General features: G+C 68.8%; 16 protein-coding genes. 13 read left to right on the top strand and 3 right to left on the bottom strand.

Going from position 1 to position 12,552, the window contains the following annotated elements:
- Window positions 1–130 precede the first annotated feature (130 nt).
- The 3 genes from AC5WS8_RS36230 to AC5WS8_RS36220 form a co-directional block, all read right to left on the bottom strand.
- A complete protein-coding gene (locus AC5WS8_RS36230) occupies window positions 131–631 on the bottom strand; it encodes an SAM-dependent methyltransferase (RefSeq protein WP_093593298.1) in 501 nt (166 codons plus the stop codon).
- A gap of 494 nt (window positions 632–1,125) precedes the next feature.
- On the bottom strand, window positions 1,126–2,043 hold the full coding sequence (locus AC5WS8_RS36225; RefSeq protein WP_496107734.1) for an SUMF1/EgtB/PvdO family nonheme iron enzyme: 918 nt from the start codon (window positions 2,041–2,043) through the stop codon (window positions 1,126–1,128).
- Between the two features lie 9 nt (window positions 2,044–2,052).
- The gene (locus AC5WS8_RS36220) at window positions 2,053–2,835 is read right to left on the bottom strand and encodes an aminotransferase class IV family protein (protein ID WP_040896747.1); all 783 of its coding nucleotides are present in this window, start codon (window positions 2,833–2,835) and stop codon (window positions 2,053–2,055) included.
- A gap of 390 nt (window positions 2,836–3,225) precedes the next feature.
- Between AC5WS8_RS36220 and AC5WS8_RS36215 the strand changes: the two genes are divergently transcribed.
- From AC5WS8_RS36215 to AC5WS8_RS36155, 13 genes are all read left to right on the top strand, one after another.
- The gene (locus AC5WS8_RS36215) at window positions 3,226–3,618 is read left to right on the top strand and encodes a DUF6415 family natural product biosynthesis protein (RefSeq protein ID WP_040896748.1); all 393 of its coding nucleotides are present in this window, start codon (window positions 3,226–3,228) and stop codon (window positions 3,616–3,618) included.
- Window positions 3,619–3,800: 182 nt separating this feature from the next.
- Window positions 3,801–5,318: a sensor histidine kinase gene (locus AC5WS8_RS36210; RefSeq protein WP_496107733.1), complete on the top strand. Its 1,518-nt coding sequence runs from the start codon at window positions 3,801–3,803 to the stop codon at window positions 5,316–5,318.
- A 70-nt stretch (window positions 5,319–5,388) separates the two neighbouring features.
- Window positions 5,389–5,904 (top strand): roadblock/LC7 domain-containing protein, encoded by a 516-nt coding sequence (locus AC5WS8_RS36205; RefSeq protein WP_061916021.1) that lies wholly within the window; start codon window positions 5,389–5,391, stop codon window positions 5,902–5,904.
- Window positions 5,901–6,305 (top strand): DUF742 domain-containing protein, encoded by a 405-nt coding sequence (locus AC5WS8_RS36200; protein ID WP_355152121.1) that lies wholly within the window; start codon window positions 5,901–5,903, stop codon window positions 6,303–6,305. Before AC5WS8_RS36205 ends, AC5WS8_RS36200 begins: the two co-directional genes overlap by 4 nt.
- A 7-nt stretch (window positions 6,306–6,312) precedes the next feature.
- Window positions 6,313–6,945, top strand: coding sequence for a GTP-binding protein (locus tag AC5WS8_RS36195; RefSeq protein ID WP_496107732.1), 633 nt, complete (start codon window positions 6,313–6,315; stop codon window positions 6,943–6,945).
- Window positions 6,945–7,586, top strand: a complete 642-nt coding sequence (locus tag AC5WS8_RS36190; protein WP_397908927.1) for a GAF domain-containing protein — start codon at window positions 6,945–6,947, stop codon at window positions 7,584–7,586. Before AC5WS8_RS36195 ends, AC5WS8_RS36190 begins: the two co-directional genes overlap by 1 nt.
- Window positions 7,587–7,673: 87 nt before the next feature.
- The gene (locus AC5WS8_RS36185; RefSeq protein WP_496107731.1) at window positions 7,674–8,927 is read left to right on the top strand and encodes an acyl-CoA dehydrogenase family protein; all 1,254 of its coding nucleotides are present in this window, start codon (window positions 7,674–7,676) and stop codon (window positions 8,925–8,927) included.
- 128 nt (window positions 8,928–9,055) lie between these two features.
- Window positions 9,056–9,547 (top strand): LuxR C-terminal-related transcriptional regulator, encoded by a 492-nt coding sequence (locus AC5WS8_RS36180; protein WP_313895710.1) that lies wholly within the window; start codon window positions 9,056–9,058, stop codon window positions 9,545–9,547.
- Window positions 9,548–9,621: 74 nt separating this feature from the next.
- Window positions 9,622–10,194 carry a carbohydrate kinase family protein gene (locus AC5WS8_RS36175; RefSeq protein ID WP_165684228.1) on the top strand — a complete coding sequence of 191 codons (573 nt, stop codon included), beginning with the start codon at window positions 9,622–9,624 and terminating at the stop codon, window positions 10,192–10,194.
- Entirely contained in the window at window positions 10,191–10,766 is a 576-nt protein-coding gene (locus AC5WS8_RS36170; protein ID WP_397908930.1) for a DUF6624 domain-containing protein, read from the top strand. Before AC5WS8_RS36175 ends, AC5WS8_RS36170 begins: the two co-directional genes overlap by 4 nt.
- A 73-nt stretch (window positions 10,767–10,839) precedes the next feature.
- Window positions 10,840–11,307, top strand: coding sequence for a DUF6082 family protein (locus AC5WS8_RS36165; RefSeq protein WP_496107730.1), 468 nt, complete (start codon window positions 10,840–10,842; stop codon window positions 11,305–11,307).
- 59 nt (window positions 11,308–11,366) lie between these two features.
- Window positions 11,367–11,777, top strand: coding sequence for a 6-pyruvoyl trahydropterin synthase family protein (locus tag AC5WS8_RS36160; RefSeq protein WP_496107729.1), 411 nt, complete (start codon window positions 11,367–11,369; stop codon window positions 11,775–11,777).
- Window positions 11,774–12,517, top strand: a complete 744-nt coding sequence (locus tag AC5WS8_RS36155; protein WP_496107728.1) for a 7-carboxy-7-deazaguanine synthase QueE — start codon at window positions 11,774–11,776, stop codon at window positions 12,515–12,517. Before AC5WS8_RS36160 ends, AC5WS8_RS36155 begins: the two co-directional genes overlap by 4 nt.
- Window positions 12,518–12,552 lie beyond the last annotated feature (35 nt).

Raw genomic sequence — 12,552 nt, 5'->3', positions numbered from 1 at the left:
CAGATGTATGGGAGAGCAGCGGTGAGGAGACGTGGTGTGAGTTCCGAGACGCGAGGGCTGCAGCTTGAGCCAGACCTCCAGTTGGTTCCCGACGATGCAAATGGCAAGCCGGGCAGCTCAGTCGCTTCTGTCATACAGGGCGCTCCGAGGGCCGTTCGCTTGCCTTCGCCCAGTAATTCGGTTCGAGCATCTCGCCGGGCCAGGCGGGCTGACGGATCGGGCCACGAGGCCCCATCTGTTCGAAGTACGGTGCCAAGTCGATCACGGGCGTTCCGTCTACAGCGTCGAGATCGGTGACCAACAGGTCCCGCCCCTCGACCTTGAGCAGCCGCGGGTAGCTGATCGCCAGTTGATTGGGACGCCGATGGTTGCGGTGGACGAAGGTACCGGTCGGCGGCCAGTCCGGATTCCCGCGGGGGCTGCGCGCGTGGAGCTGGACGTCTTCGGGTCGCGCCAGATGGAAGCGCCACGTCACCGTCAGGTGGGAGAACTCATCGATGCCCTGGAGGGTTTCCAGGGGGTATGCGTCGTTGAGTCGGATGACCGACTCGACCCCACCCTGGTAGTCATCCTGAACGCAGGTGTGGCCGCCAACGACCGTTGCGATCGATTCGACCTCGTACGTCGTCACCGGTACTGGGTCCTCCCCCTTGGAGACGCGGATCCACGAGCTGCCGTACGGGGCCCTGAGCCCGTGTCGCGGTCAGCCTATGTCCCGCAGCATGTTCCGCGCCCGGTGGTCCAGTTCGGTGAAGTGGCGACCGAGGCGTTGCCGGTCAGGCGGCAGCTCGCTCTGAATGCGGACGATGCCGTCGCGGGCACGACCGGACTGCGCTGGACATCTGTCATGGCCGCGCCCGGCAGGAAGCCCTTCGTGACGCCGACGAGAACGGCCGCTGCCTGGTGCTCGTGCAGTCGCTCACCCAAGAGGGACGAGGGGCCTGGCCGGGTCGAGGACGCCGACGCCATCACATGGTGTGAGCTGAGATTGGCGGCAAGCTGATGACAAGCAACCGCAGTACGAGGTGCGCCCCGTCATCGCCTGATGCGGGCAGCGCCCTGATGGCCGGAGCCGTCTCTCACGGCAACCGATGCAGGATCGACTGGTCGCTCACGGCTCCCGAATCACGCTGGCATAGCACAGCGGAATCCAGTGTCGTTGTCCTTCATCGAGGCAGCGGCAGTGTTCATCAAGGACGGCGCAGCCCGTTCGATCGGGGACGTGAACGCCGAGCCTTTCAGGTAGTACCGCCCGTTGCCGGGCTCCTCTTCGGTGGAGCACCACTCCCAGACGTTGCCGCACATGTCGAAGATGCCGAATGGGCTGACGCCGGATTGGTAACGGGAGACGGGGGTCGTCGCGTCGATGCCGGCCTCGGCCGTGTTCGCCTTCGCGGCGGTCGGTTCGTTGCCCCAGGGGTAGATGCGCCCGCGCGGTCCGCGAGCCGCCTTCTCCCACTGCCGAGCGGTCGGCAGAGCTTTGCTTGCCCAGCGGGCGTAGGCGGTCGCGTCGTGCCACGTCACCCACACCACGGGGTGGGTGGCCAGGGCGGCGGGGCAGCGGCCGTCAGGCCAGTGCTGGGGTGGCCGGTGATTGGTGGCCTGCACGAACTTCGCGTAGTCCTCGTTGGTCGTCGGGTAGACGTCGATGAAGAACGGCTCCAGCCACACCGCGCGGTTGTCGGGGCCGGAGAGGTAGATGCCCTCTTCGACGAGGATCATGACCTTCCCGTCGCTCGAGTGCCGGCGGGTGCTCGGGTCCTTTCGCAGCAGTTCCTCGGCGCGTTCATCATGCTCAGCAGCGGCACGTTCGGTCAGGAGCGTGGCGAACCGCTGCTGGACGTCGGGCTCGGCTTGGGCCAGGAGAGTATCCAGGGCTGCCTGGTTGTCGAGCTCGAGTTCGATGGTCTCCGCCCGGCTCTTCCAGCGAGGGATCTGACGGGGGTTGACTCCCACCAGTTCAGCGAACTCCTTCTGTGTTTTCCGCATGGCCTTGCGCAGCAGCTCGGCTTCACGGCCGGTCCACCTAGTCACCCCCGCCATGGTGCTGCTTTACAGCGTCTCGCCGGGGATCGACAGGTACGCCTCCTGGAGCCGCGTCAAGACGGGGTGTTCGACGGGGAGCTGGGTGTCGTCGATCGCGGCCAAGGGGCGGACGCCGATCGAGGTGTTCGTGGCAAAGGCCGCAGCCATGCCCTTCGCCTGTTCCAACGTAACGGTGGCGGTGCGGTGTTCGACTTGCTGCTGGAGCAGGGTCATGGTGACGCCGGGCAGTACGGGGGCGTCGGGCCACACCACGGTGCCTTCCTGGTCGATGAAGGCCACGTTCCAAGTACCGCCCTCGGAGACGAAGCCGTCGCGGCCGACGAACAAGGCGTCGTCGAAGCCCGCTCGCTGGGCCGCGCCCCTGATGTGCAATGCGCCGAAGAGGCCGACGTGCTTCACCTCGGGGAGGTCACGCTCGTAGACCAGGCTCTGGGCGCGCAGCGGAGCCGGCGGCAGGGCGCCGGCTCCGCGCACGGACACGAGAACGTGCGGTTCGTTGGCGTCGGCCGGGTGGCCCAGCTCGACCTTCGGGTCGTAGATCGTGACACGGACGACGCACGGATGGGGCTGTGCCTCCAGGGCCTGGCGGACGTACTCGCGCACGCGGTCGGTGTCCAAAGCCGCATGCCACACGATCTTGCAGTCCCGTGCGAGGCGTTCCATGTGCAGCGTCAGGCCGCGGATGGTGCCGTCGGAGTCGACGCGCATGGACGTGAAGTGGCCGACGTTTGTGAGCGCCAAGGGAAGCAGGTCGTCTACGGATACGGGCGTTCCATCGAGAGTCACCATGGCGCCCAGCATGTCAGGCCCCTTTGCTCCGGCGGCACCCCAAACAGGGTTACTGACGAGTCAACGTCATCTGAAAGTCATTCCCCAGGCTTCACCGCGAGGTGTTCTCTAGTCACCGCGCAATCACGTCGAGTGATCGGCGAGGTGATCAGCGCTGCGCGATGTCACGACGCCGCATGCCGCGCTCCCGTGTGCCACCCGCCGGGGAGGACACGGTTGCGCCCGACACCAGGCGTCTCACCGACCACGGCCAAGCCGAGTTGGCCTCATGCGAACAGGAGTTGTCTCATGCGTCGTCGGCTGACTTTCCGCCGGGACGCCAGCCAGCGCGTTGGCCCGGGCGGACAGGGCGCTGTCGGTGCCGAACCAGGCCCTGACCGCGATCGGTCGATGGCCGCAGCGGAGACGGTGGCGCTCGTGCTGGACGAGGAGTCGCCGCTGCCGGAGAGCGCCGCCGACGTGGAGGAACTCGCGTGCCGCCTTCGCGGTCACGTCAGCCAGCTCGGGCTGGTTGTGCCCCCGGAAGCACCCGTACTGCGCCGCGCGCAGCAACTCGCCTCGGCGGGCATCCCCGAGGGCTACATGCCCAGCAGGGTCCATCTGGTCAGGCTGGCCGAGGCAACCCAAGACCTCATCGCTGCCGTGCAGGCCCACGACGTGCCCCCTGCGAAGCCGGTCCAGAGACGGCGCTGGTGGAAGCCGCCGATCAACGTGCTGCGCGGCGCGGTCTTCGCTCTCGCCCTCGCCTGCGTGGTTCTGGCCGCGTCGGTGCCCCGGACATGACCGCCGCCGGGGCAGTTCTGATCGCGCTGATTCTCGGTCCCATGGCGTGGCTGGCTCTTCGTGGTGATCGAGTAAGCGGCTGCATCGCTCCACGGGAGCTCGACCCCACGCAGCACACACCAGACCTGCGCAGACCTGACGCCGCAGCACGCCTAGCCACCCCCACCCTGACGAGGATTCCCATGCCTGACAGCGCCTTTGCGGCAGGGCCGGCCGCCACCGGCCACCGCCGACGGCGGCCTCAGATCGACGCGTTCACGCTGCACCATGTCCACCGCGCCGTCGCACTGCCCCTAGTGCTCCTTGCCGCACTGCTGGGTGCCGCCTTCATCCTCTGGTCGGTGTCCGCGGTGGGCCCCGGCTGGCTCCTCGCCGGCCTGGTCTGCGGACTGGCGGGGGTCGCCACGCTGGCGGCTCGCAGAGCGCGAACGGCTGCAGGGGCCGTGCAGACGGCTGCGGAGCATGCCCAGGCAGCGGCATTGGCAGCGGTCGCAGGAGCAGCGGCGGCCGTCGAAAAGTCGGTGCAGTGGTCGGCAGACGAGCTGTGCCGCGGGGGACGACCGCCGCTGCCGGACCTGCTGGTGCCACCATCGGCCAGTCCGAACGCCGAGATCAACAAGGCGTTGAGTGCCCTCCAGGTGCAGGCCATCGCGTCGCTGATACGGGTGCACGACGAGTCCCAGTCCGTCGTCCTCCTGGAAGTGCTGCGTCGCCTGGCCATGCGCGAGCACGCGCTGGTCGGCAAGGCGCTTGAGGCACTGAGCCAGCTGGAGATGCTGACCGACGACCCGGAGTTGCTCGCCAAGATCTTCGAGATCGATCACCTCGTGACACGGATGCGTCGCCAGGTCGAGAGCACGGCGGTGCTGGGCGGGCAGTCCCTGCGCAGCGTGCGTCGGCCCGTTCCCGTCAAGAGCGTGCTGCGCGGCGCCGTCTCCGAGGTCGTGCAGTACCCGCGGGTGGCGGTTGCGGCCGGATCCGTGGGCGCGGAGCTGGGCCTCCCCGGCCATGTGGGTCCGGACCTGACGCACCTACTGGCTGAGCTGATCGAGAACGCCTGTGAGTGTTCCGATCCGGCTACGAAGGTGATGGTGCGTGCGCAGCGGGTGGCGAACGGGCTGGCGGTCGAGGTCGAGGACCGGGCCATCCCCATGCATCCTCAGACGCGGGCGCAGATGAACCACCTGCTCCAGGCCCCCGACGAGGTCGACGTCAGCGGCCAGGTGCGAGCGGGGCAGCTCGGCTTGCTGGTCGCAGCGAAGATCGCCCAGTCGCACGGGCTGTCCGTTCTCCTGCAGGAGAACGTGACGGGAGGCACCACCGCCCTGGTGGTCATCCCGGCACGGCTCCTAGTAGCGATTCCCTCCGTCGACGATGCGAGCGCGCTGCCCCAGGACGCCCGCCCCTTGGCGCCGCAACCGCAGCAGGTTGCCGCGACTCCAGCCACCCCGAGGCCGGGGCAGGTCCCACGCCCCGGTGCCTCAGGGGCGCCGGAAGCCGCACAGGCAGGTCACCCTGCTGATCCACCCGCGCTTCCCACGCGTAGACGCCAGGCCGGCACGTTCCGTCCGCCACACGAGCGGGAGCAAGCCCCCGTGACCGAGGCGACGCCAGGGCTCGCAGCCGCCTTCCGCACCGGCATCCAGGCCGGCGGGCAAGCCGGTTCTCCCACCGCTTCGACAGAGCACCCAAGGCCCTGAACCTCGTCCCTCCACGTTCCCGGTGGCCGTTACATCCGCTGGCCCTTCCCCCCTTTCTGGAGCGATCCCTATGAGTACCCACCCCGCGATGAACAACGTGACCGGCGACGCACCCGCAACGGAGACAACGGCAAGCGGACAGCGGGACAACATGGCGTGGCTGCTGCGGCAGTTCGCCTCCGACACGACGGGCGTCACGCACGCCGTCCTGCTCTCGCGGGACGGACTGCGGCTGCTGGACAGCGACGTCGACAAGGACTGGGCGGACGAACTGTCGGCCGCCATCAGCGGAGTGGCCTCACTCGCGGCGAACATCACCGGTCCCACCCACAAGAAGAGGCCGGCGAGGCAGGTCGTCATCGAGCGAGACGACTGTCTGATCTTCGTCCAGAGTTCCGGTCGCAGCGCGGCCTTCGAGGGCCATCCCGGCAACGAACGGGGAGTGGTGGACACGGTCCTCGCGGTGATCGCGACCATGGACGCCGATGCCGGCACCGTCGGGTTCGAGATGGGGCGCCTGGTGCAGAAGTTCGCCCCCTACATGCAGATCCCCGTCCGGGTCGGCACGGGTGATGAGGTCCGGTGACCGCACACGGGAGCGCGGCCGAGGATTCGACGTTCGTGCGGACCTACACCCTGACGCGCGGTCGCACCCGGCCACGGCATCTGCTCGGCCTGGACACGGTGCTGGACGCCGGACCCGGGCGGCCCGGCCCGGGCCAGGCCGAAGAATGCGCAGAGATCCTCGCCCTGTGCCGGGAGCACCGGCGTTCGGTGACCGAGCTGGCGGGCCGACTCGGCCGTCCCGTAACCGCCGTCAAGATCCTTATCTCCGACCTCCTGGACGCCGACGCCCTGGTCGTCCCCGTCACCGCCTATGCCGCGTCCGACGCGCATGCACGTCCCTCTACACAACTGCTGGCGGCCCTATCTGCGGGCCTGAAGAGGAAGTGGCCCGATGCCATCGCCTACCCCCAGGCCGGGTGACCCGGCCGTGGTGCTGCGGCCGTCGTCGCGCCCGCGTACCGGTGCACCGACCGTGCTGAAGGTCGTGATCGCTGGCGGTTTCGGCGCGGGCAAGACCACCGCCGTGGGTGCCGTCAGTGAGATCACGCCGCTGAGCACGGAGGAGTACCTGACCGAGGCGAGCGCGGACGTGGACAGCCTGGCGGGCGTCGAGGCCAAGCAGACCACCACGGTCGCCTTCGACTTCGGTCGCCTCAACCTGCCCGACGCGCCCGTGCCCCTGGAATTGTTCCTGTTCGGCACGCCCGGCCAGGACCGGTTCGTCGACCTCTGGTACGACCTCTGTCGCGGAGCCGTCGGCGCGGTCGTCCTGGTCGACACCCGCCGCCTGGAAAGCAGCTTCACCCCCGTCGGTTTCTTCGAGGACATCGGCCTGCCCTTCGTCGTCGCGGTGAACCAGTTCGACGGAGCACATCGCTACCACCCCGATGAGGTCCGCACCGCCCTCGAACTGCCCGCCTCTGTGCCGGTGGTCACCTGCGACGCCCGCGATCCGAACCACGTCGCTGGCGTCCTGCTGACCCTCGTTGGCCACGCCTTGAAGAGCGCATCGGCAAGCCTCGCTCGCCCCGCATCCACTACCACCTTTCAGGACGCCTGATGTCGTATCAGCCCAACGACTCCTACCGCGCGCGGCAGACCGCCCCCCTCACGCAGTCGCTGCCGCGACGCACCATGCGGGAGGTCACCCATGGGCCATCCCTCCCCGCCGGCGCCGCCGTCCCCGTCCCGCAGGCCCAGCAGGCGAGCGAGCTGGCGCAGCGATACGAGCTGCTGGATCGCCTAGGCGTGCCCACCGCTGCCAGCGAGGACTTCGACGAACTGGCCCGCGACATGGCCACACAAGCCGGGTTCCTGTACGGCTTCGTCAACCTCTTCCTGGAGGAGCAGACCTTCGTCGGGTTGCACCAGCCGCCCGCGGACAGCGGGTACGTCATCGTCGGCCGCACCATGAGCCGCGACCACGGCTGGTGCCCGGAGGTCATGGCCCGCAAGAAGGCCCTTCCGCTGCATGACGTGCACGCCAGCCCGCGCTTCAGCGGCAACCCCGTGGTCGACGCGGTCGGGATCCGCTCCTACTTCGGTGCCCCGCTCATCCACGACAGCGGCACCGTGCTGGGCACGGTGTGCGTCATCGACCCCGAGAAGCGGCCCCTGAGCGAGGCCCGACGGCTGAGAGACATCGTCATCAACGCCGGCGTCCGGGTGATGGACCACATCGCCCGCGCGCCCGTCCGCTAGTCCGTTGCACGACCCCCCACCCGGGAGCCGCAGGCGATCCCCGGCCGCTCCACCGTGCGACCTTCATCCAGGGAGAGGGAGAGGACCATGCCCGCCACACCCACCACGCCGCCGCCGGCGCTGCGCCCCTATCTCAACGCCCGCCACGAACTGCTGTGGGACGAGGCGGACGCCTTCGCGGCCGAGCACATCGCGCCGCGCGCCGCACGCATGGAGGCCGCCCCCGGCAGGGTGGAGCGCAAGGTCGCCGACCTGATGGCCGCACGACGCTGGTTCGCCGTCACCGTCCCGTCCTCCTTCGGCGGGCTGGACGCCGGACACGTGGCCAAGACAATCCTCGTCCACCGCATTGCCCGCGTCTCGGCGGCTGCGGCGGCCATCCTCCAGGCCACGCTGATCCCCGTCGGCGCCCTGCTGCACTTCGCCACCTATGAGCAGAAGGGCCGCTGGCTGCCCCGCGTAGCGGACGGTTCACTGCTCTTGTCGATCGCCGTGACCGAACCGCGAGCCGGCGGACACATCGGCGGCATCGAGACCATCGCCGAGCACGTCGGCAACGAATGGGTGATCACCGGCAGCAAGATCCACATCGGGAATAGCCACCTCGCGGGAGCCCACCTCGTGGTCGCCCGGACCGCCAAGGCAGGCGTGAGCACCTCCCAGGCGCTGACCGCGTTCATGGTCGAATCCAAGCGCCGAGGGCTCTCAGTCGCCGACCACCGTCCCGGCCTCGGCCTGCACGGCTTCTCCGCCGGCCGCCTCGACCTCGATCACGTCCGCGTCCCCGAGGAAAACGTGGTCGGAGAGATCGGTCAGGGGCTGGGCGTAGCGCAGAGCAGCAGCATCCTGTACGGCCGTCCCAACCTGGCCGCAGTCAGCCTGGGAATACACGAGGCAGTCGTGGCCGCCTCGACCGCTTACCTCAAGGCGCGCTCCCGCTACCGGGGCGCCCTCTCCGATCTGCCGGTTCTGCGGGACCGCATCGGTGACATGGAGGCCCGCCTGCGCGCCGGGCGAATCCTGGCCTATCAGTCCGTGCACCTCCTCGACCAGGGCCTGCCCTGCGACACCGACCTGATCAACGCTAAGTACCTCGGCCACCAGTGGGCGATGCAGTCAACCCAGGACGCCATGGAGCTGCACGGCGCCCACGCCCTCAACGGCGACTACATCCTCCAGCGCCTGTGGCGCGACATCCAGTTCACCTACCCACCGGCCGGAACCGGAGAAGTCCAGCGCATACGCCTCGCCGACGCCGCCTTCGACGAGGCCCACATCCAGTGGTCAGAACGTCTCGCCGCCGAAGCGGCGTGGGCCCGCCCCGACCCGACAGCCGCATGAGCCCCCGTGTGCGGCGCCCCGTGAATCCAGACCGCCGCGCACGGGCCCGTGTCGCCGGCCCCCGGTCCCCGCGGGGTCCGGCGACACCCCACCCGATATCCCTCAACCCAGCCGCGAAAGAGACACCCGTGACCCCGCGCATGACGACCAGCGCACCGATCACCCCCCTGACCCCGACCCAGCAGCGCGTCGCCCAGCACCTCGTGGACGGCCTCGGCCCTCAAGAGATCGCCGCGAGGACCGGGCTGTCGGCCGTGACCGTCCGCCAGTACGTACGCGACATCCGGGAGAGCCTCCACTGCCCGCCCCGCTGCAAGCCCCCGGTGATCGTGCACTTCCTGTGCAACGCCCGGCAGGTCGCTCCGCCCACAACGGACAGGCCAATGCCGGAACTCAGTCCAGAGCAGCAACTGTTGCTGCGGGCGGTCGCTGAGCACAGCAATCCCAGCGACATTGCTGCCATAGCCAAGATCGCGCCCGCCGACGTGCGAGCCGCACATGACGAACTGCTCGACAAGACCGGGGCGGCCAACACCACCCAACTTGTCGTCTGGGCCCACGCGTGGGGCCTGCTGGGCGCCAGGCGGGCCACCACGATGGAGAGCGGAGCTAGCCAGTGAATGCCTCACCCGCTTCTGCGGCCATCGAGTCCTCCCCCGCGCCTCGAAGCCAGTGCGCGACAGGGTTACCGGCCGTGTACGAGATGCGGTCGTTGCGCACCGACGCCGAACGGGACGAGGCCGCGGCCCTCGTCCAGGACCGTCAGCGCTGGCTCGCCATGCGCGGCGTGCCTACACCCGCCCGGTCCGATATCCCGGCCCTGTTCCGTGCCCCGCAGGTGAAGCCGGCTGGACTGTTCGAGGACGGGCTGCTTCTGGCCTGCGTGATCCCTCAACGCGGGCCCGACCTCGGATGGGGCGAAGGCCCGTGCCTCTTCCTGGACTGCGTCCACACCCTGCCCGGTCACTCCGATGACACCGTCCGGCTGATCACTCTGTGGGCCTCCGACTTCGCCGCCCGGCTCGAGGTACCGCTTGTGCGGGCAGAGGCCATGGCCCGCCATCCTCTCGACGTCGATCCGATCGCCACATTCCTTCGTCGGCTCACCGACATGGGCTGGGACGTCCGCGGATCGGGCACCGGACAGCACCATGACCGAGTCGCGCGTCTCGAACTCACCGCCGAGCTTCGGCCTGGGCTGAGCGCGCTCATCGGCTGCCAGGTTCACGAGCCGCAGTCCGCCGCCGACCAGCGGAGTATCGCGTGAGGACCGCGGAACCGCTGCGGCCGGACCTCGCCCGCGAACTCATCGCCCGCGCCGCACAGTCGGCAGCACGCCGGGCCAGACGCGTACGCAACCAGCTCGACGCCGTCGACCTCGGCCAGGACCGTCACGCTGAGCACGCCGACACCAAAGTGCTGCGCCGCATCCTGGCCGAACATGACTGGCCCGGCCACCGTCTCGTGGGCCCCGACGCAGCACGTGCCGCCTGGAGCATCGCTCTTCACGCCGACGACGAACCCGACTTCCAGCGGGCGGCCACCACCCTTTTGAAACGTGCGGTCCAGGACGGCGATGCGCGCATCCGGCACTGGGCCCACCTTCACGACCGCGCCCTGGTCAACAGCGGGCGACCCCAAGAGTTCGGGACGCAACTCGTCCTCAGCGCAGCAGGGGTGGAGCTGTGCCCACTGCGTGTGCCGCAGTTGCTGGACCAGCGAAGGGCCGCCGTCGGACTGCCGCCGATCGCCGTCGCTTTGGACACTGTGCGCCGCCGGTACGCCCTGGATCGCATTGACGGCGGCTCACCGGCCGTCGTGCTAGCGGGGGTCGCATGACGCAGCGAGCCCCGCAGGCTTCCACAGACCCGCCCTCGCCCCAGATCACTTTGCGTGAAAGGACCGTTAAAGCATGAAGCTCACCACCGCCGTCCTCGCTGCCGGCGCCGCAGTTTCCCTCGCCACCGTCGTGGTCGGAGCCGCCCGGCTGAGGCAGGACGCGCGGCACCAGGCCGAACGAAATGAGGCGACCGTCGCGCGCAACCAACTCGACTGGCTGACGCAGATGTCCGCCAACCGTGACCTCGCCAAGCTCTGGACGCCCGAGGACCTGGATGTCGAGGAGTACATGCACCTGCTGAAGGCCAACCAGCTCATCTGCATGCTCAGCCTGCGCGACCGCCTCGGCTTCGTCCGGGACGGGCGTCTGCCGTTCTACGCCTCGAAGCTGATGGAGAGGGACGTCTGCCGGCGGTACTGGGCCCGTTTTGGGGGCCTCCGCGCTCAGGAGGCCGAGGGCGACGAGCGCGACGAGCACTTCACCAAGGTGCTGGACAAGGCCGCGAAGAACCACCTGGGGGCACAGCCCGTAGCCGCCTGAAGAGGCGGCTGCCCCACCCCGCCCGAATCAGCCACACCCTCACCTCTCGGAGAAATCGAATGGGCTTCACTGCTGTTCCACTACCGCCCGGCAATTTCACCATCGGTAAGAAGTTCGGCTTCGAGGCTGGCCATCGGCTTCCCCGGCTGCCGCATGAGCACAAGTGCTCCCGCCAGCACGGGCACAGCTACGAGGTTGAGGTCATCCTCGCTGCATCCGCGCTGGAGGATCCCGGCTTTGTCACGGACTTCGGTGCGCTCGCCCCGTTCAAGTCGTTCCTGGACACCGAGCTCGACCACCACAACCTGCACGAGATCCTGCCCTTCGAGCCCACCTCGGAGCGCCTGGCCCAGTTCCTGGCCGGCTGGTTCGTTCAGAACCTCCAGTCGGAGATCCCCGGCCGCCTTGTCGCCGTCCTAGTCCGCGAGACCGCAAGCAGCTGGGCCCGCTTCGATGTGGTGGGCCAATGACCACAACCAAGCCGCTCAACCTCGAACCGGAAGCTGCCGAAGGCGAATCCCTGATCGTCGCGGAGTGCTTCGGTACCGAGGTGCCGACGTTTCAGGGCGAGGGCCCAAGCTGCGGACACCCGGCCCTGTTCATCCGCCTGTCCCGGTGCAACCTCACTTGCACGAGATGCGACACGAAGTACACCTGGGACTGGTCTCGTTTCGACCCGCACGAGGAGTCGACGAGGCAATCCGTCGCGGGCCTGGTGGCCTGGGCCACGTCTTCACCGGTCGAGCTGGTCGTGATCACCGGCGGCGAGCCGTTGATCCAGCAGGCGCGACTGGTGCCTCTCGTCCGGGGACTGATAGCAGCTGGCAAGCGGATCGAGTTCGAGACGAACGGCACCATCGCGCCCACTCCCGAGCTGGTGGCCGACGGGGTCCGGTTCAACGTCTCGCCCAAGCTTGCCAGCTTCGGCGTGAAGGAGACCAAGAGCATCGTGCCAGCCGCGCTGGATGCGTTTGTGGCCTCCGGGCGGGCGGCGTTCAAGTTCGTCGCTTCCACGGTGGACGACCTCGACCGGGTCGCCGAGCTGGCCGACGCCCACCGGCTCACGCCGGTGTGGGTGATGCCGGAGGGCACCACCCCCGAGGTGATCACCGCGACTACCCGGGTCCTCGCGGACGGGGTCGCGGCCCGGCACTGGCACTTCACCACCCGCCTTCACGTGTTGGCCTTCGCGGACGCCCGAGGCCGCTGACCGCACGCGACTCCACGCCCCATCCGTTCCCCAGT

Source organism: Streptomyces sp. PTL18, assembly GCF_059510295.1.
This window is presented reverse-complemented; position numbering and strand designations above follow the sequence as displayed.